The following is an 18,151-nucleotide window of genomic DNA, read 5'->3' as shown; positions in this document are numbered from 1 at the left end:
ACCATGAAGACACTTCGCACCGCATTCACCCTCGCCGTTTTGGCGATGACCCACACGGTCTACGCCGGCGGCAATGCCGCCGACGGGCATTCACACGGACACGCAGACGCCATCGGCGCGCCGGGCAAAGCCGGCACGATCAGCCGCACGGTACAGGTCGACATGACCGATGCCATGCGCTTCAACCCGGCCAGCGTGGCTGTCAAACGTGGCGAGACCATACGCTTTGTGGTCAAGAACTCCGGGCAACTCAAACACGAGTTCGTGCTGGGCACCGAGAAGGAGTTGGAGGAGCACTACGAGGTGATGAAGAAGTTTCCGGAGATGGAGCACGCCGACCCCAACATGGTGACCGTGGCTCCCGGCAAGACCGGCGAGGTGATCTGGCAGTTCACCAAATCCGGCACCGTGGACTTCGCGTGCCTGCAGCCAGGCCACTACGACGCCGGCATGAAAGGCGCCATCAAAGTCTCCGGAGGCAAGGTCGCCTCCAAACCCAAGTCGACTGATGGTCACGCTGACCACAAGCACTGAGCCGCCTCACCCCTCCAATCCGCCACCCTCATTTTTTTACGACAGGAGTTCCTCATGAACAAGATCCTCATAGCTCTCTCGACTTCTTTCCTCCTCGCCGCCGGCGCTGCAGTGGCCGCCAACGATCAACCGGCAGCCACGCCAGCCGCCAGCTCCGCCGAAATGACCGACGGTGAAGTGCGCAAGGTCGACATGGAGGCAAAGAAGCTCACCTTGAAGCACGGCGAGATCAAGAACCTCGGCATGCCGGGCATGACCATGGTGTTCCAGGTCAAGGACGCGTCCATGCTGGCGAAGGTCACGAGCGGCGACAAGATTCGCTTCACGGCCGAGAAGATCAACGGCGCCTTCACTGTCACGACGCTGGAAACAGCGCAGTGAAGCACTTTGCGTTGCGGACCGCGGCCGCGATCTCGCTTGCAGTCTTGTCCTCCACGGCGAGCGCCGGGGTAATCGACATCACTTGGAACGCACAACAAGAATTCAGCCGCAAGTTGGAAGTTGCGCCCGCAAAATTCGTCGAGGTGTGCGGCAAGATGGCCGCGCCAACGACTGTGGCGTGGCAGTTCGAAACCAGCGCGGCGCTCAACTTCAGCGTGCACTACCACGAGGGCAAGGACGTGCGCTTCCCCGCGAAGCAGGATGGCACGGCCAAGCTGCAGGGCGAACTCAAGATCGAACGCGATCAGGACTACTGCTGGATGTGGACCAACAAGGGCAAAACGCCGGCGAGCTTGTCCTTCGCGTTCAAGCAGCAGTCCTAGCCGTTGCGGCCGCGCCCCGCGGCAAGGTGGCTGAATCGATGTCCCGACCCGAAGCATTGCCACTACCTGTCCGAGGGATTCTTTGCGATACCGCTTGACATTGCCACGGTGGGAACCTTCACAGTTCCAATCACCCCATTTCTTCCTGATGGAGCTTTGAAGATGAAGACGTTCCAAGTGAATGACATGACCTGCGGCCACTGCGTTGACGCTGTCACGAAGGCAGTCAAGGGCATCGATCCTGCTGCCCATGTATCGGTGAACCTCGCGACCAAGCGGTTGGAGGTCGACTTCGCAGCGGCGGATGCTCGCTCAATTCAGAGCGCCATCGCAGTGGCGGGATACACCGCAGTGGAAGAGACTGGCAGCGCTGAGCCGGTTCAGGGGGCGCGCAGTTCGAGTTGCTGCGGCAGCTGCCCCTGAGTTCAGCGTGCTTGTGGCGAGTTGCATTGGTTCAACTTCGTCCGGGAAGGCTTTGAGTCATTGAACAAGGTCGAAGAAAGCGAAGAGGATCTGCTCGACCGCGCATGGGGGCTGGAAGCGCAGTCCCGGTTGTGCTGCCAAGCGATCCTCGCCAAAGAAGACGTGACCATCGAGATCCCGAGGTCCACCGTCAACCACGACCGGTAATGAAGGCATGAAGGAGCGTTTCCAATAGCGCCGATCGCGCTGCGGCACGCGGATTGCCCAAGTACAGACCTCCACCCTAAAGGACTGCCATGATCCGCAACCCCAACCTGAAGATCACCCCTGTCCTGCTTGCGGCGGCGCTTGCTGCTGCATCGGCTTTTGCTCAATCGTCTGGCCACGGCTCTGAGCAAATGAAGAAGTCCATGGACTCCGGCATGCAAGGCATGCACAAGATGCAGATGAGCGGCGACACCGACAAGGACTTCGCGATGATGATGAAGATGCATCACCAGCAGGCGCTCGACATGGCCAAGGTGGAAGTCGAACACGGCAAGTCGCCTGAACTCAAGGCCATGGCGTCAAAGATGATCAAGGACCAGTCCAAGGAAATCGAGCAACTGAACAAATGGCTGCAGCAGAACAAGTGACGGCCATCAAGACGGTGACGCTAGGCGCTGTCGGTTGCTCAAACAAGCGAGTTCAGTCCTAGGCCGCGCACAACCTTGCTCGCGCCTTGATGTAGCGCAAGTGGTCAGAACTGCGAGCGCATAGCCTGAGGCAAACCTGCACGCGACTCTGCCGCGCTCAATTCCCAAGCTCGCGCTCGAACTGCAGATCCCGCTTGACCCTCCCACGATGGGAAGACCCATTCTCAATCGTGGGTGCCCGCGGGCGATCACCGACAACCGAACCAAGGAAGGAACGCTGACATGTCTACTGACCACGTTCACACATCCCAACCGGAGTCCAGCGGTCTGCCTCGACGTGCCGTGCGTGGCGCCATCGTCATGGCCGCGCTGATCGGTCTGTTCTTCCTTCTGCGTGAGCACTGGGCGCACCTTGCAGGCTCCTGGGCGTACCTGTTGCTGTTGGCTTGCCCTCTGATGCACCTGTTCCATCACGGGCACGGCGGACATGGCGGTCGCCACGACCACGGAACCAGCCCCCCGGACGCGAAGGATCGCTGATCATGGACATGCACATCCACGATGGCCACCAGGGCCATGCGCACAAGCCTGCAGCCCTACCCCAGGGCGCTGACACGCTGAAGGATCCCGTCTGCGGCATGACGGTGACCGAACAATCGCCGCACCGACTTGAGCACGAGGGTCGGCCGTACTACTTCTGCAGTGCCAAGTGCCAAGCCAAGTTCATGGCCGAACCAGCCAAGTTCGTGTCGCTTGTCATACCCGCACCGGCGGCGCCATCCCCACCGGCCGAGGCAGGCACGATCTACACCTGCCCGATGCACCCGGAGATTCGCCAGGATCACCCGGGCATCTGCCCCAAATGCGGCATGACGTTGGAGCCGGTTCTGCCCTCGCTTGACGACGAAGCGAACCCCGAGTTGGAGGACTTCAAGCGTCGCTTCTGGTGGACCTTGCCGCTCACGGTGGTCGTGACCTTGCTCGCCATGTTCGGTCACAGCCTTGGCTGGTTCGACATGGCGAAGCAGAGCTGGATCGAACTTGTACTGACGCTGCCGATCGCTTTGTGGGCGGGTGCACCGTTCTTCGTCCGCGGCGCTCAATCGGTGATGAACCGCAGCCCCAACATGTGGACATTGATCGGGCTGGGCACAGGAGCTGCCTTTGTCTACAGCGTGGTGGCCACTGTCGCTCCCCAAGTGTTCCCCGCTTCCTTCGTGTCCATGGGGCGAGTGGCGGTGTACTTCGAAGCAGCCGCAGTGATCATCTCGCTGACTTTGCTTGGACAGATCCTTGAGTTGAAGGCGAGATCGCAGACTTCGGCGGCCATCAAATCGCTCCTCGGCCTCGCACCGAAGACGGCACGCCGCATCGCTGCCGATGGCAGCGAGGCCGATATCCCGCTGTCGAATGTTCACGTAGGCGACCTCCTGCGCGTGCGCCCGGGCGAAAAAGTGCCGGTGGATGGCGTCGTGGTCGAGGGAAGCAGCGCGCTCGATGAATCGATGCTGACCGGCGAGCCCTTGCCCGTCACCAAGCGGCCAGGTGACAAGCTCATCGGCGCCACGATGAACACCAGCGGCGCTCTGGTGATGCGCTCCGAGCACGTCGGCTCGGCCACAGTGCTCGCGCAGATCGTCCAGATGGTCGCGATGGCGCAGCGCTCGCGTGCACCCATGCAGCGCATGGCTGACCAGGTGGCCGGCTATTTCGTACTTGGCGTAGTCAGCGTGGCCATCCTGACCTTCCTCGGTTGGGGCTTCTTCGGGCCAGAGCCCAGCTGGGTCTATGGCCTCATCTGCGCGGTGGCGGTGCTGATCATCGCTTGCCCCTGTGCATTGGGGCTGGCCACGCCGATGTCCATCATGGTGGCCACCGGCCGCGGCGCGACCAGCGGTGTGCTGTTCCGCGATGCTGCGGCGATCGAGAACCTGCGCAAGATCGATACCCTCATTGTCGACAAGACCGGCACGCTGACCGAGGGGCGGCCGACATTCGAGCGTGCCGCCGCGGTGCCGGGCATCGCCGAAGACGAGGTCCTCCGCCTAGCGGGAAGCCTGGATCAGGGCAGCGAGCATCCCCTGGCGGCGGCCATCGTCGCGGCAGCCAAGGATCGCGGTCTGGCACTCGAGAAGCCCGAGCAATTCGACTCAGAGTCCGGCATCGGCGTGCGCGGCACGGTGGGCGGCAAGGCGCTCGCGCTGGGCAACACCGCGCTGATGGAGCAATTGGGCGTCGACGTGTCGGCCCTGGCGCGCCAGGCCGAGGCGCTGCGCGCCCAGGGTGCCAGCGTGATGCACCTGTCGGTCGACGAGAAGCTGGTCGGCTTGCTTGCCGTCTCCGACCCCATCAAGGGGACCACGGCCGAGGCACTCGCCTCGCTGCGCAAAGCCGGGCTGCGCGTCATCATGGCCACCGGCGATGGCGTGACTACGGCGCGCGCCGTGGGCCAACGCCTGGGCATCGAAGAAGTACACGGCGAGGTCAAGCCTGCCGACAAGCTCAAGCTGGTAGAGAAGCTGCAGTCCGAGGGACGAACCGTGGCCATGGCCGGCGACGGCATCAACGACGCTCCCGCGTTGGCCCGCGCCGACGTGGGCATCGCCATGGGCACCGGCACCGACGTCGCGATGAACAGCGCACAGCTCACGCTGGTCAGGGGCGACTTGCGCGGCATCGCCACGGCGCGCGGCCTGTCGGTCGCGACCGTGGCCAACATGAAGCAGAACCTGGGGTTCGCCTTCGTCTACAACGCGTTGGGTGTGCCGCTGGCGGCCGGATTGCTGTACCCGTTCACCGGCTGGCTGCTGTCGCCCATGATCGCGGCACTGGCCATGAGCTTGAGCTCGGCGTCGGTGATTACCAATGCGCTGCGCCTGCGCAAGGCCGACATCGGTCCGGACTGAGACAGAGACTTCGTGCTGCACTCGGGGGGCTGCTCGTGCCCGCCTTAGACCAGCGCAACGAAATCGATGAGATGGATACAGAAGCAAACGTGACCGCAGCGCCAGTCGAACGCAGAGTTGATCCATTCTTGACGACGGTCAACGCCCCTGGCCTCTTAGAGGCCGACCCTTGTAGACTGTCCGCATGAGTTTGAACAAGGTGTACCGGCGCTGGATCGCGAGCATGCTCGCGACGGTGATGGTGTGCCTGCAGCTCGCCACTGCTGCCTACGCCTGTGTCCAGCCAACCCAGCCGATGGTGATGGCGATGGCAGAAATGCCCGACTGCGCCAACATGTCCGAGATGGACAAGCAGCAGCCGCAACTGTGCAAAGCCCATTGCGACCGCGACAAGCAGTCGGTCAACACCGCGCCAGGTGTCGTCCTCGTGGCGGCACCGGTGGTCGACTGGCTCGCCAGCCGCATGATCGCGTGGGTTCCCGTTACGCCAGCCGACGCTTTGCCGGCTGTATTCGCGGCGCACACCGATCCGCCGGTGGGATCTGCGCCGGTCTATTTGACCTTTCTCGTTCTCCGCAATTAAGTCCCGACGCGTCGCGCGCACCTGCCTGTGAGCAGTTGCGCGTGCACCTGTGACGTCCCTTGGTCTTGTGGAGAACTGTGATGCCTTCAATCCCTGATGCCGGGCCAGTCCGGCGCGTCCGTGGCGCTCGCTTGGTCGTCATGCTGGCCGCGGCCGTGGCGGTGCCAGTGGCGGTGGCCGCGAACTCGAACCCAGCGCCAACCAAACTGAGCTTGCCACAGGCCCTGTTGCTCGCCGAGCAGCGTGCGCCGAGCCTGGTGGCCCGCCAATCGGCCTTCGATAGTGCCCAGGTTGCGCGACCGGCTGCTGGCCACTTGCCAGATCCAAAGCTCACCATTGGGGTGGACAACTACCCCGTGAGCGGCCCGGACCGCTTCAGCTGGAACCGCGACTCGATGACGATGCGCCGCGTCGGACTGATGCAAGACGTGCCCAACGCGGCCAAGCGCGCAGCGCAACGCGATGGTGCCGAGGCGAAGGCGGCACGGGAACAGGCACTGTGGCAGGCCGAGCGCCTGGCGGTGAGGCGAGAGGCGGCCGCTGCCTGGATCAACCGGCACTACGCGGAGCGCAAGCTCGCCGAGTTTGCAGTCCTGGAGCGGGAGAACCAGGTTCTCCAGCAAACCTTGGCGGTCCGCATCGCCACCGGCAAGTCCATGCCGGCCGATGCGACGATGGCCCGACAAGAACTATTAATGCTGGCCGAACGGCGCGAGGAGTTGGCCTCTGCCGTCGAACAAACTGGCGTCGCACTGCGGCGATGGATCGGTGAGGCCGTGGAGCACACCACGGGGGAAATGCCGGTGATCGAGCTCGACACCGCGTCGCTGCTGGGCCGTCTAGATCGCCACGGAGAATTGATTGTCTTTGCACCCGCGCTCGCAATGGCGAGAGCCGAGGTCGACGAGGCCAGTGCCGGCACACATGGGGACTGGGGCTGGGAGGTCGGCTATGGCAACCGATCGCGCGCCTATGGCGGCATGGTGTCGTTCCAGCTCACCTTCGAGCTTCCGCTGTCATCGGCAACCCGCCAGGACCCGCAGATCGCCGCACGGCGCAAAGACATCGAGCGACTGGAGGCCGAGCGCGAGGACGTGCTGCGCCGCATCGACGCCGAGGTGCGCTCGCAAATGAGCGAACTGCAGCGTCTGGAGAGTGCGGCGCTCCGGCAACGGACGGCGGCTATGCCCCTGGCAGCCGAGCGGGTCAAGCTCACCCTGACCAGCTATGAAGCCGGCCGCGCCGACCTTGGCGCCGTTTTGGCAGCTCGCAAGGACGCAGCCGAGGTGCAACTGCGAGCCCTCGACCTCGAAGCCCAGCTGATGGCCCAGCGCGCACGCTTGGCCTACCTCGTTTCGGAGTGAACCCATGAAAACCCTCCATAAGAATCTCGTTCTGGGTGCCCTGCTCCTCGTGATCGGCCTCGGCCTCGGTATCGGTCTGAGCCGTTGGCGCGCGGGGTCTGCGTCGTCAGCCGCTCCGATATCGCCGAGCACAGCCCCCGCCGGCGAGCGCCAGGTGCTGTACTGGTACGACCCCATGGTTCCGCAGCAGAAGTTCGACAAGCCCGGCAAGTCGCCCTTCATGGACATGCAGCTGGTACCCAAGTACGCCGGCGAAGCGCCAGCGGGGGGTGTCGCCGTTGACCCGCGCGTCGCCCAGACCCTCGGCTGGCGAACTGCCGCCGTCGAGAAGATCACCACCGGCGCCGCCGTGGAGGTCGCGGCCACGGTCCAACTCAATGAGCGGGAGGTCGCTGTCGTGCAGGCCCGCAGCAGCGGCTTCGTGGAGCGCGTCGCCTCGCTGGCACCGGGCGACGTGGTGAGCGCCGGCGCGTCGATCGCTGAGCTGCTGGTACCGGAATGGAGCGGCGCACTGCAGGAGTTCCTGGCGGTGCGTGGAACCGGTGACGCGGCGCTCACCGCAGCGGCCCGGCAACGCCTGGTGCTGTTGGGCATACCGGCTTCGACCATTGATCGGGTCGAACGCACCGGCCAGGTTCAGGCTCGAGCGAGTGTGCATGCGCCGATCAGCGGCTTGCTGCAGGAACTGATGGTGCGCCCTGGCATGACGGTCTCGCCAGGGATGACGCTGGCGAAGATCACCGGGCTGTCCAGTGTCTGGCTGGAAGCCTCGCTGCCGGAGACTCAGACGGCGTTCGCGCGCCTGGGCATGCCAGCCGAAGCGCGCATGGCGGCCTTCCCGGGGGAGTTGCTCAAGGGCAAGGTCACCACCATCCTGCCCGAGGCCAACGCACAGACGCGAACGCTGAGGGTGCGCATCGAACTGCCAAACCCCCAAGGCCGGCTGCGCGCCGGCATGTTCGCACAAGTGCGCCTGGCGGGTGTGCAGTCTGAAGCGTTGGTCGTGCCCGCCGAGGCCGTGGTCCGCACCGGGCTTCGCGCGCTCGTCTATTTGGTTGATGGTCCCGGGCGCTACCGGCCGGTGGAGGTGCAGGTGGGCCGCGAGTTGGGAGACAAGCTCGAAGTGCTCAATGGCCTGCAGGCGGGGCAACAGGTCGTTGCCTCCGGGCAGTTCCTTCTCGATTCGGAAGCCAGCATGCAAGGGGTAATGCAGCGCCAAGCGTCGACGGCCACTGCCGCAGCAGCTGTGCCGACGTCGCCTTCGTCATCGATCCACCAGGGAACCGGCAAGATTCTGGAGTTGACGGCACAAGAAGTGACCCTCGATCACGGCCCGATCCCCAGCATGCAATGGGGTGCCATGCAGATGCCGTTCAAACTGCCGAGTCCCGAGGCCGCCAAGGGCCTCAAAGTGGGCGATGCGGTGCGCTTCAGCTTCTCGCAAACCAATGACGGCTTCGTGATCCAGACCCTGGAACGCAACGGAGCCACCAAGTGATTGCCGCCTTGATCCGCTGGTCGGTGAGCAACCGGTTCCTGGTGTTGCTCGCCACGCTGTTCCTGGCTGCGGCCGGGGTGATGTCGCTGCGCTCAACGCCGATTGATGCGCTGCCGGATCTGTCAGATGTCCAAGTCATCATCCGCACCAGCTACCCCGGGCAGGCACCGCAGATCGTCGAGAACCAGGTGACTTACCCACTGGCGACGACCATGCTGTCGGTGCCCGGCGCCAAGACGGTGCGGGCCTATTCATTCTTCGGTGATTCGTTCGTCTACGTGCTCTTCGACGACCGGACCGACCTTTACTGGGCGCGCTCGCGCGTGCTGGAGTACCTGAGCCAAGTGCAGAGTCGCTTGCCTGCGACGGCCAAGACGTCGTTGGGACCAGATGCGACCGGGGTGGGCTGGGTGTTCCAGTACGCGCTGGTCGACCGCAGTGGCCAGCACGACATCTCGCAGTTGCGGGCGTTGCAGGACTGGTTCCTCAAGTTCGAACTGAAGTCGGTGGCCGACGTGGCCGAGGTGGCCACCGTGGGCGGGATGGTCAAGCAGTACCAAGTGGTGCTGGACCCGGCCAAGCTGATTGCCTATGGCATCACCCACGGCCAAGTGCGCGACGCCCTGATGAATGCCAATCAGGAAACCGGTGGTTCGGTGCTCGAGATGGCCGAGGCCGAGTACATGGTGCGCGCCAGTGGCTTCTTGAAAACGCTCAGCGATTTCAAGGTAGTGCCGCTGGCGGTGCGCGGTGGCGTGCCGGTGCTGCTGGGCGATGTGGCCACGGTGCAGCTGGGACCGGAGATGCGGCGCGGCATCAGCGAGCTGGATGGTGTAGGTGAAGCCGTCGGTGGCGTCGTGATCCTGCGCAGCGGCAAGAACGCGCAGTCCACCATCGCCGCGGTGAAGGACAAGCTGGCGCAGTTGCAGGCCAGCCTGCCTAAGGGCGTCGAGATCGTCACCACCTACGACCGCAGCGCGCTGATCGAGCGGGCGATCGACAACTTGTCGACGAAACTGCTGGAGGAGTTTGCGGTTGTGGCGTTGGTCTGTGCGATCTTCCTTTGGCACTTGCGCTCAGCGCTGGTGGCCATCATCTCGTTGCCGCTGGGCGTTATGGCAGCCTTCATCGTGATGCAACAGCAAGGCCTGAACGCCAACATCATGTCCCTGGGGGGGATCGCCATCGCCATTGGCGCGATGGTCGACGCCGCGGTCGTGATTATCGAAAACGCCCACAAGAAAATCGAGGCGTGGCAGCACGCTCATCCCTCTGATGAACTCAAAGGCGAGCAGCGCTGGGAGGTGATCACCCAGGCGGCCATCGAGGTTGGACCGGCGCTGTTCTTCTCACTATTGATCATCACGCTGTCCTTCGTCCCGGTGTTCACGCTCGAAGCCCAGGAAGGCCGACTGTTCGGACCGCTTGCGTTCACCAAGACCTACGCCATGGCGGCGGCGGCCGGTCTGTCCGTCACCCTGATCCCGGTGCTGATGGGCTACTGGATCCGTGGGCGCATCCCCGACGAGCAGCGCAACCCGCTGACCCGCGGCCTGATTGCGTTGTACATGCCATCCTTGGACTGGGTGCTGCGTTGGCCCAAGCTGACGCTCGCGATCTCCGGCCTGGTGCTCGCCACCACCCTGTGGCCGCTGTCGCAGCTGGGCGGCGAGTTCCTGCCGCCGCTGGACGAAGGTGACCTGCTGTACATGCCGACCGCGTTGCCGGGGTTGTCGGCACAAAAGGCTGCCGAGTTGTTGCAGCTCAGCGATCGCATGATCAAGACGGTGCCGGAGGTTGAACGCGTGTTCGGAAAGGCCGGTCGGGCAGAGACAGCCACCGACCCGGCGCCGCTGGAAATGTTCGAGACCACGGTCCAGCTCAAGCCCCGCAGCCAGTGGCGTGCGGGCATGACGCCGGAGATGCTGGTCGAAGAACTCGACCGCACGGTCAAGATCCCGGGGCTCACCAACATCTGGATTCCACCGATCCGCAACCGCATCGACATGCTGGCCACCGGCATCAAGAGTCCGATCGGCGTCAAGGTCGCCGGCACCGACCTCAAGGCCATCGACCGGGTCACGGCCGAGGTGGAGCGCATCGCCAGGGACGTCCCGGGGGTCAGCTCGGCATTGGCCGAGCGCCTGACTGGCGGGCGCTACATCGACGTGCAGATCGATCGTGGGGCCGCAGCGCGAGTCGGGCTCAACGTGAGCGACGTGCAGGCGGTGGTGTCCGGCGCGATCGGCGGCGAGAATATCGGCGAGACCGTCGAAGGCTTGGCGCGCTTCCCGATCAACCTGCGCTACCCGCGGGAGTTGCGCGACAGCCCGGAGAAGCTGCGTAACCTCCCAGTGTTGACGCCCGGTGGCCAGCAGATCACCCTCGGCAGCGTGGCGCGCATTGAGGTGACCGACGGTCCACCCATGCTCAAGAGCGAGAACGCGCGACCCTCGGGGTGGGTCTATGTCGACACACGCGACCGTGACCTCGCCTCAGTGGTCGGCGACTTGCGCAAAGCCGTGGCGGAGCAGGTGCGCCTGGAGCCGGGCATGAGCCTGGCCTACTCCGGGCAGTTCGAGTTCATGGAGCGTGCCAATGCCCGGCTCAAGGTCGCGGTGCCAGCGACCTTGCTCATCATCTTCGTGCTGCTGTACCTCACCTTCCGTCGCCTCGAGGAGGCGGCGCTGATCATGGCCACGCTGCCACTGGCATTGACCGGCGGAGTATGGTTCCTCTACGCCCTCGGCTACCACCTGTCGGTGGCTACTGGCGTGGGCTTCATCGCGCTCGCCGGAGTGGCGGCTGAGTTCGGGGTGGTGATGCTGCTGTACTTGAAGCAGGCCCTCGAGCACCGCTTGCGTGCCGGCCTGCCTTCGGACGAGTCGGTGGTACTCGACGCGATCCGCGAAGGCGCGGTATTGCGCGTGCGTCCCAAAGCCATGACCGTGGCCGTCATCCTCGCCGGCTTGCTGCCCATCGTTTGGGGCAGTGGTACCGGCTCGGAAGTCATGAGCCGCATCGCCGCCCCCATGCTCGGTGGCATGGTGACCGCGCCACTCTTATCCTTGTTCGTGGTGCCGGCGGTTTTTTTGCTCATGCGACGACGCAAGGGAATGACGATTGAGCAGGCCACGGGGGGAAGGATCAGGACGCAACCCTTGACCTGACAGACCCCCGCCATGCATCCCACGCCGTTCCGTCTCGACGCGCAGGCACTGGCATCGCAACTCGCTGGCTTTGACGCCCGGGATGAGATTGTCTGGTTCGGAATCAAGAGTTGGTTCGAGCAGCCCGGAGCAGCCATCATCCGAGCGACCAAGCCTTGCTTCGGTGCGCCGGGAGGCGGTGGGACTTCGGCAGTCATGGCTGGAAGCTCCGTCTGCAAAGCAAGGGGGTTTTCGGCACAGCCGCTGGATCGCGAGCGCAGGGCCTTCGATTGCACGCTCGCTCGCAACGCGCATGATCCCGTCGCGTGCGGTCAGCCGCAATCAATTCGAGCCAGCGAGCGCGTCGATTGCGAGCCAGGACAGTTTGGATTGCAAGCCAAAACACGTGGCCAGAGGGGTCCGACGAAGCGCCATACCTGATCTGGCAGGACTCAACATGACGACCACGAGGAGACACCATACCCAGCTCGACGAACTGAACCCCACTCCCAGTACCCGGACGGCTCGGACGAGCTGTGGTCGGCCGACATCAAGGCCTGCCGCCACGGCGTGCAGTGGTCCACGCGGTCGGGCCACGGTACGGGCCACATCTTCGGCATCGAGTTCAAGGACGGCTACACCAAGGGCCGCAATCCTGCACTTGCAGTCAAGCAGCAGGCCTTCATCGAGTTCCTGCGCGGCGAGAACGCCAAGGATGACGAGGTGTTGTGCTGGACGCGCAAGCTCTTCACCGTCCATGAGTACGCCGCCGAAGGCAAGGCCACGGCCGCCTACCTGGCCGTGCGCGAGTCGAAGCTGCACATCGGCGTCGGCTATCGCAACGACGCTGGTGAGTAAGAGTTGGTGCCCGTCGAGTCTGAGAGCTGGCTGCATGTGCCCTCAGTCGAACGAGCGCGTGGCGTTCTTGGCAAGACCTCGGTAGCGCACCTTTGAGAAGCCCCATAGCCGTTTGACCACAGCGAATACGTGTTCGACGCGCGCGCGGACCTTGGACTTGTTTCGGTTCTTCGAGCGCTCGACTTCGTCAACCTCGCCGCCCTTGCGCACGCGCTGGTTGGTGAAGTCTTTGGCGTTGGGGGCTTTGGCCTGCATCAGAGCCCGCTGGCTGGCGTAGGCGCTGTCACCGTACACGCGCTGTTCGTTGCCGTGCAGCAAGTCAGGCAGCGGATGTTTGTCATGCACGTTGGCCGACGTCGCCACGGCGCTGTGAACCGGCCCCGTGCGGCTGTCCACGCCGATGTGCATCTTCATGCCGAAGTACCACTGCTGACCCTTGCGCGTCTGACGCATCTCCGAGTCACGTTGCTTGTCGGCGTTCTTGGTGGAGCTGGGCGCGCCGATGATCGTGGCATCCACGATGGTGCCCGTCCCCAACTTCAACCCTCGCACTTGCAGCACCTCCCCCACCTTGGCAAACAGCGCCTCGCCCAGCTTGTGTTTCTCCAGCAGGCGGCGAAACTTCAGCAGCGTGGTGCTGTCGGGGACGCGTTCGCTCCCGAGGTCTATGCCGACGAAGCGCCGCAGCGCCGTGCTGTCCAGCAGCGCCTCCTCGCAAGCCTCGTCCGCCAGGTTGAACCATGCTGCACGAAGTACATCCTCAGCATTCGCTCCAGTCCAATTGGCGGGCGGCCGTTGCCAGCCTTGGGGTAGTGCGGCTCGATCACCTCGCACAGCGCCGCCCATGGCACGATTTCTTCCATCGTCGCCAGGAACGTATCGCGCCTTGTCGGCTTGCGGTACTGCTCATATCCGTGAGCTTGATCGGCCGCCATCGCCAGGGTCTGCTGCTTCATGTTCATCTGCCTGTATCTGCTGCTGCGGCACATGCAAACCCCGTGCCACATCTGAAATTGTTCAGCGTTGCCCTAATGAACGCCGGCGACCAAGCCCGGTCCACGCTCCGCCAAGCCGGCCTGTAAGGTCTGACAGCTAGCGGCCGATGCCCGGCCGCAACATCATCCAGCTACTAGACCCGCTCAGGGACGTGGTTGGTCATGTCGGAGCGCTGCGCCATTGCGCCATGTGCTCTGGCTGACGAAGTGATGTCTGGCGGCGCCGCCAAGGACGTATGAAACGGCGCCGTCCTCACTCACCGACAAGGCCGTTGCACTGCGAGTTCGCGACGGGCACCTTTCCAAAGTCTCGCGCGGGCCTGGGTGCATTGAGGTGAGAAAAAAATGATCGACCAGATTCAAGGCCGGATCGCTCCCTCTGCGCGTGATCCACGCGCATTGTCGGCGGCGCGGACGCAAGGTCATTCACGTGAATGAGCCCAAGGCAGACCTGTCGCTGATCTGCCGAGTACACACGCGGCTTTGCGCCTTGCCGCTCGCGCATGTGGTCGAAACCATGCGGCCACTGCCGGTCGAAGCCGTCGCGGGTGCGCCGCACTTCGTACGCGGGCTCGCCGTGATCCGGGGCATGCCGGTGCCGGTTGTCGACGCGGCGCACCTGCTCGGTGAGCTGGCCGCCCCGGCCAATCGTTTCGTCACCGTCATCGCTGGTGAACGCCGGGTCGCCCTGGCGGTGGATTCCGTACTCGGCGTGCGCGAGGTCCCGACCGACTCGCTGCACCAGTTGCCCCCGCTGCTGCAAGAGGCCGGCGGGGACGTCGTCGCGGCGATCGGACTGCTCGACGCCGAGCTGTTGCTTGTGCTGAGCAGCACCCGCCTGTTACCCGACGACTCCTGGGCCGGGAACGCGGCGCTCGGAGCTATCGCATGAAAACCGCTGTGAGTGCCACTCAGGTCGAGCGTTTCAGGGCACTCGTCGCCCGCTACCTCGGGCTGAAATTCGAGGATTCAAAGACGGGCTTGCTCGCCGAAGTGCTGCAGCGTCGCATGGAGTGGAACGCCCTTCCGGCCGAGCCGTATCTGGCGCGGCTGGAGGCCAGGCAACTGCGCGGCGAGTTCGGCGCGCTCGCCCAAGAGCTGACGGTCGGGGAAACCTATTTCTTCCGCAACATCGACCAGCTTCACGCGGTGCGCGATGGCGTCCTGCCCGAGCGCGCGCGCGCGCAGGCGACGCGCCGTTGCCTGCGCATCCTGTCGGCCGGCTGCGCCTCCGGCGAAGAAGCGTATTCGATCGCGATGACGCTGCGCGACGTGCTGCCCGACCCGTCGTGGCAGCTGTGGATTCGTGCGGTGGACCTGAACCCGGCGATGATCGCGAAGGCACTGCAGGCGCGCTACGCGGGCTGGGCCCTGCGCGAGACATCGCCCGCGATGCAGCAGCGCTGGTTTCGACAGAAAGGACGCGACCTGGTTTTGGACGACGCCATCCGCGCGGCCGTGACGTTCGAGGAGCGCAACCTCAACGAGGACGACCCTGAACTGTGGCAAGCCGATGCTTATGACATCGTCTTCTGCCGCAATGTCTTGATGTACTTCACCGCGCAGAGCGCAGCGGCGGTAGTGGCACGCATCACGCGCTCACTGGCACCGGGTGGCTACCTGTTTCTTGGTCATGCCGAGACCCTGCATGGCCTGTCGCAGGCGTTCCACCTGCGGCACACGCACGGAACCTTCTACTACCAGCGCAAGGATGGGGTTGCGCAGCCTGAGCGTGCGTGCCTGCAACAGGACGACGTGGCGGTGGGCCCTGCGCTGACCGCGGTCGTGGAAGGTGCCGGCACCTGGATCGATGCGATCGGAGAATCCTCCAAACGCATCCGCGAGCTGACTCAGGTGACGATGTCGACAGGCGCCGCCGCAGGGGTTCTCGAGCCCTGGCATCTCGGACCGGCGCTCGAACTGTTTCAGCAGGAACGCTTTGCCGAAGCACTGGGCATGATGCAGGCAGTTCCGCCCGAGTCGGCGCGCGACCCGGACGTGCTGCTGCTACGCGCGGTGCTGCTGGCGCACAGCGGCCAACTCGCGCAAGCCGAAGACGTGTGCCACCGGCTGCTCGCGCTCGACGAGTTGAACGCGGGTGCGCACTACGTGCTGGCGCTTTGCCGCGAAGGCGCCGGTGACCGGCGCGGTGCCGCCGATCAGGACCAGGCCGCCATCTACCTGGACCCGACGTTCGCGATGCCGCGCATGCACCTCGGTTTGCTCGCCCGACGCGCCGGCGAGCGCGAGACGGTCAGGAACGAAATGACTCATGCGCTGGCCCTGTTGGAGCGTGAGGACGCGTCGCGTCTGCTGCTGTTCGGCGGCGGCTTTAACCGCGAAACGCTGCTCGCGCTGTGCCGCGCCGAACTGCAAGTTTGCGGGGAATCCGTATGAACGGCCACACATTGCCACTCGCGCAGCGCGCGGCCGAACTGCGGCACGATTTCGATCGCAGCTTCGCTGAGCCGCCGCGCAGCGTGCAGGCAGCGTCGCTGGACCTGCTGGCGATCCGGCTGGGCGGTGAACCCTATGCGTTGCATCTGACCACCGTCAGCGGGTTGTTCGCCGGAAAGAAGTTCACGCGCCTGCCGCGAGACGCGCCCGAATTCCTCGGCATCGCCGGCTTTCGCGGCAGCGTCCTCCCCGTGTACGACCTGCGCGTGCTGCTCGGCTGCACCGCCGACGCCGCGCCGCGTTGGCTGGTCGTCACAGCATCCGTTGCCGTCGGGCTTGCCTTCGATGGCTTCGACGGCCACTTGCGCCTGCCGCAAGAGGGTATTGCGCAGCAAGATCGCAGCTGCTCCGAGCGACCGCATGTGCGAGAGCTAGCGCGGGTGGCGTGCGCCGGCACGCCGTCGCAGGGCGGCCCGCTGCGGCCAATCGTGGATGTGGCCTCGATTCTCATGACGATCCGGCATTTCGCGCGGCAGAACGTCACGGCACAACAACAGGAGTGATGACGATGATCCAGCACTGGACTTTTGGTCAGAAAATCGGCGCGGGCGTTGCGGTGCAGGTCTTGCTCACAGTCGTGATCGGCGCGGTAGCGGTCTACGCCTTGCGAAGCGTCGTTCAATCCAAGGACGACGTGATCAGCGTTAACGGCGAGAACATCGTCGATGCCGAGAAGCTCCAGGTGGCGGCCGCGCGCCGCGTCGTCGGCGTCCGCGGCTTCCTGCTCGAACGGACCGAGCCGCACCTCGAGGAGATTCGCGCTCACGGCGACGAATTCCGAACCATTCTCGGCCACCTCCGCGCGCGCGCCGCCGCTGCCGAGGAGCGGGAACTGCTGGATCGTGTTGACCGTATTGAGACCGAGCACCGGGAGGCCATCGAGCGCTTGGTTGCACTGCGCAAGAGCGAAGCGCCCATGGCCGCCGTGATCGGCGCCTTCGACGAGTACGGCAAACCAAAATTTCAGGCATTGCTGCAGTCGCTCGATCAATTCGCCAAGCTCGAACAGCGACGTCGCGACGACGCGAAGCAGGCCGCGACCGATACGGCAGCCTCGGCCACTATGCTCGTCACTCTCATCGCAGCACTTCTGGTGGCGCTCGCCGCGCTGATCGGATGGCTGTTGACACGAGCGCTGGGCCGTCAGATCGGCACCGCCGTCGGCCACGTGCAGAGCTCGTCGTCGGAACTGCAGTCCGCCGCCAACCAGCAGGCGACCGGCGCCCGCGAGCAGGCGACGGCAATGAACGAGATCAGTACCACCATCAGCGAGCTACTCGCCACCTCGCGGCAGATCGCCGAGAGCGCGCAGCGCGTCGCGCACATCGCCAGCCAGACGGTGAACTCCGCGCGCAGCGGAGAAAACACCGTCGAACAGGCGCACGAGTCGATCGGCAGCATCCGCCGCCAGGTCGACCTGGTAGTGAACCACATGCTTGAGCTGGGAAAGAAGTCGCAGCAGATCGGTGCCGTCCTCGACATCGTGTCGGAGCTCGCGGAGCAGACCAACATCCTGGCCATCAATGCGACCATCGAGGCCGCCGGTGCCGGCGAGGCAGGCAAGCGCTTTGCCGTCGTGGCCGACGAGATCCGCGAGCTAGCCGACCGCGTGGCCAGCTCGACCAAGGAGATCCGCACCCTGATCGACGACGTGCGTAGCGCCGTCAACACCACGGTGATGGCCACCGAAACCGGTTCGAAAGCGGTGGACAGCGGGTCCCGGCAGTTCGGCGACGTGGCCGTCGCGTTCAAGCAGATCGCCGGCTTGGTAACGGCCACCACCGAAGCGGCGCGCGAAATCGAACTGTCGACCAAGCAGCAGACGAGTGCGGTCGAGCAGGTCAACGTCGCCATCGCCAACCTGGCACAGACGACGAAGGAGACCGAGGTCAGTTCGGGACAAACGCTGGAAACCGTGTCGCAGCTGGCAAGCCTGTCGAGAGACCTGCTGCGCCTGGTGCGGCCGCAGACCGCGGGCGCCTGAA

The 18,151-nt window shown here is 64.6% G+C and carries 16 protein-coding genes and 2 pseudogenes; 17 read left to right on the top strand and 1 reads right to left on the bottom strand.

The features are described from left to right. Positions 1-3 precede the first annotated feature (3 nt). The 13 genes and pseudogenes from ASC87_RS00715 (at position 4) to ASC87_RS00655 (ending at position 12,714) form a co-directional block, all read left to right on the top strand. A complete protein-coding gene (locus tag ASC87_RS00715; RefSeq protein WP_056655063.1) occupies positions 4-534 on the top strand; it encodes a plastocyanin/azurin family copper-binding protein in 531 nt (176 codons plus the stop codon). A 54-nt stretch (positions 535-588) separates the two neighbouring features. Then, the gene (locus ASC87_RS00710) at positions 589-915 is read left to right on the top strand and encodes a copper-binding protein (RefSeq protein ID WP_056655060.1); all 327 of its coding nucleotides are present in this window, start codon (positions 589-591) and stop codon (positions 913-915) included. Then, positions 912-1,298 carry a hypothetical protein gene (locus tag ASC87_RS00705; RefSeq protein ID WP_056655056.1) on the top strand — a complete coding sequence of 129 codons (387 nt, stop codon included), beginning with the start codon at positions 912-914 and terminating at the stop codon, positions 1,296-1,298. Before ASC87_RS00710 ends, ASC87_RS00705 begins: the two co-directional genes overlap by 4 nt. A 162-nt stretch (positions 1,299-1,460) precedes the next feature. Further along, positions 1,461-1,721 (top strand): heavy-metal-associated domain-containing protein, encoded by a 261-nt coding sequence (locus tag ASC87_RS00700; protein WP_082568270.1) that lies wholly within the window; start codon positions 1,461-1,463, stop codon positions 1,719-1,721. A 39-nt stretch (positions 1,722-1,760) separates the two neighbouring features. Beyond that, positions 1,761-1,928 (top strand): annotated as a pseudogene (locus ASC87_RS00695) (2Fe-2S ferredoxin); the annotation flags it as partial. Positions 1,929-2,017: 89 nt separating this feature from the next. Next, positions 2,018-2,356, top strand: a complete 339-nt coding sequence (locus ASC87_RS00690; RefSeq protein WP_056655053.1) for a DUF305 domain-containing protein — start codon at positions 2,018-2,020, stop codon at positions 2,354-2,356. Between the two features lie 282 nt (positions 2,357-2,638). Beyond that, entirely contained in the window at positions 2,639-2,896 is a 258-nt protein-coding gene (locus ASC87_RS00685; protein WP_056655049.1) for a DUF2933 domain-containing protein, read from the top strand. Between the two features lie 2 nt (positions 2,897-2,898). Continuing rightward, positions 2,899-5,262, top strand: coding sequence for a heavy metal translocating P-type ATPase (locus ASC87_RS00680; RefSeq protein WP_082568269.1), 2,364 nt, complete (start codon positions 2,899-2,901; stop codon positions 5,260-5,262). A gap of 184 nt (positions 5,263-5,446) precedes the next feature. Further along, on the top strand, positions 5,447-5,845 hold the full coding sequence (locus tag ASC87_RS00675; protein WP_056655045.1) for a hypothetical protein: 399 nt from the start codon (positions 5,447-5,449) through the stop codon (positions 5,843-5,845). A 140-nt stretch (positions 5,846-5,985) separates the two neighbouring features. After that, positions 5,986-7,209: a TolC family protein gene (locus ASC87_RS00670; RefSeq protein ID WP_235582007.1), complete on the top strand. Its 1,224-nt coding sequence runs from the start codon at positions 5,986-5,988 to the stop codon at positions 7,207-7,209. A 4-nt stretch (positions 7,210-7,213) separates the two neighbouring features. Further along, positions 7,214-8,707: an efflux RND transporter periplasmic adaptor subunit gene (locus tag ASC87_RS00665; protein WP_056655039.1), complete on the top strand. Its 1,494-nt coding sequence runs from the start codon at positions 7,214-7,216 to the stop codon at positions 8,705-8,707. Further along, positions 8,704-11,877, top strand: coding sequence for an efflux RND transporter permease subunit (locus ASC87_RS00660; protein ID WP_056655036.1), 3,174 nt, complete (start codon positions 8,704-8,706; stop codon positions 11,875-11,877). Before ASC87_RS00665 ends, ASC87_RS00660 begins: the two co-directional genes overlap by 4 nt. Before the next feature lie 549 nt (positions 11,878-12,426). Next, entirely contained in the window at positions 12,427-12,714 is a 288-nt protein-coding gene (locus tag ASC87_RS00655; protein ID WP_056655033.1) for a hypothetical protein, read from the top strand. A 42-nt stretch (positions 12,715-12,756) separates the two neighbouring features. On the opposite strand, the pseudogene ASC87_RS00650 reads toward ASC87_RS00655, so the two are convergent. After that, positions 12,757-13,670 (bottom strand): annotated as a pseudogene (locus ASC87_RS00650) (IS5 family transposase). A 469-nt stretch (positions 13,671-14,139) separates the two neighbouring features. Here ASC87_RS00650 and ASC87_RS00645 point away from each other — a divergent pair. Genes ASC87_RS00645 through ASC87_RS00630 form a run of 4 tightly spaced genes read left to right on the top strand, consistent with a single transcriptional unit; the run spans position 14,140 to position 18,150 of the window. Beyond that, entirely contained in the window at positions 14,140-14,601 is a 462-nt protein-coding gene (locus tag ASC87_RS00645; RefSeq protein ID WP_162255111.1) for a chemotaxis protein CheW, read from the top strand. Next, positions 14,598-16,106, top strand: coding sequence for a protein-glutamate O-methyltransferase CheR (locus ASC87_RS00640; protein ID WP_082568266.1), 1,509 nt, complete (start codon positions 14,598-14,600; stop codon positions 16,104-16,106). Before ASC87_RS00645 ends, ASC87_RS00640 begins: the two co-directional genes overlap by 4 nt. Further along, complete coding sequence (locus tag ASC87_RS00635) at positions 16,103-16,669, top strand: chemotaxis protein CheW (protein ID WP_056655023.1); 567 nt, start codon at positions 16,103-16,105, stop codon at positions 16,667-16,669. Before ASC87_RS00640 ends, ASC87_RS00635 begins: the two co-directional genes overlap by 4 nt. After that, positions 16,669-18,150 (top strand): methyl-accepting chemotaxis protein, encoded by a 1,482-nt coding sequence (locus ASC87_RS00630; protein WP_235581993.1) that lies wholly within the window; start codon positions 16,669-16,671, stop codon positions 18,148-18,150. Before ASC87_RS00635 ends, ASC87_RS00630 begins: the two co-directional genes overlap by 1 nt. The last annotated feature ends 1 nt before the right edge of the window (position 18,151 follow it).

This window comes from Rhizobacter sp. Root1221 (assembly GCF_001425785.1).
Classification (GTDB): domain Bacteria; phylum Pseudomonadota; class Gammaproteobacteria; order Burkholderiales; family Burkholderiaceae_C; genus Rhizobacter.
Note: the sequence above shows the minus strand (reverse complement) of the source record. Positions and strands in the feature narration are given on the sequence as shown.

Excerpts from the sequence above, each read along its gene's own strand:
- ASC87_RS00715 (WP_056655063.1), top strand. The coding sequence starts at position 4 with ATGAAGACACTTCGCACCGCATTCACCCTCGCCGTTTTGGCGATGACC.
- ASC87_RS00710 (WP_056655060.1), top strand. The coding sequence starts at position 589 with ATGAACAAGATCCTCATAGCTCTCTCGACTTCTTTCCTCCTCGCCGCC.
- ASC87_RS00700 (WP_082568270.1), top strand. The coding sequence starts at position 1,461 with ATGAAGACGTTCCAAGTGAATGACATGACCTGCGGCCACTGCGTTGAC.
- ASC87_RS00690 (WP_056655053.1), top strand. The coding sequence starts at position 2,018 with ATGATCCGCAACCCCAACCTGAAGATCACCCCTGTCCTGCTTGCGGCG.
- ASC87_RS00685 (WP_056655049.1), top strand. The coding sequence starts at position 2,639 with ATGTCTACTGACCACGTTCACACATCCCAACCGGAGTCCAGCGGTCTG.
- ASC87_RS00680 (WP_082568269.1), top strand. The coding sequence starts at position 2,899 with ATGGACATGCACATCCACGATGGCCACCAGGGCCATGCGCACAAGCCT.
- ASC87_RS00675 (WP_056655045.1), top strand. The coding sequence starts at position 5,447 with ATGAGTTTGAACAAGGTGTACCGGCGCTGGATCGCGAGCATGCTCGCG.
- ASC87_RS00670 (WP_235582007.1), top strand. The coding sequence starts at position 5,986 with ATGCTGGCCGCGGCCGTGGCGGTGCCAGTGGCGGTGGCCGCGAACTCG.
- ASC87_RS00665 (WP_056655039.1), top strand. The coding sequence starts at position 7,214 with ATGAAAACCCTCCATAAGAATCTCGTTCTGGGTGCCCTGCTCCTCGTG.
- ASC87_RS00640 (WP_082568266.1), top strand. The coding sequence starts at position 14,598 with ATGAAAACCGCTGTGAGTGCCACTCAGGTCGAGCGTTTCAGGGCACTC.
- ASC87_RS00635 (WP_056655023.1), top strand. The coding sequence starts at position 16,103 with ATGAACGGCCACACATTGCCACTCGCGCAGCGCGCGGCCGAACTGCGG.
- ASC87_RS00630 (WP_235581993.1), top strand. The coding sequence starts at position 16,669 with ATGACGATGATCCAGCACTGGACTTTTGGTCAGAAAATCGGCGCGGGC.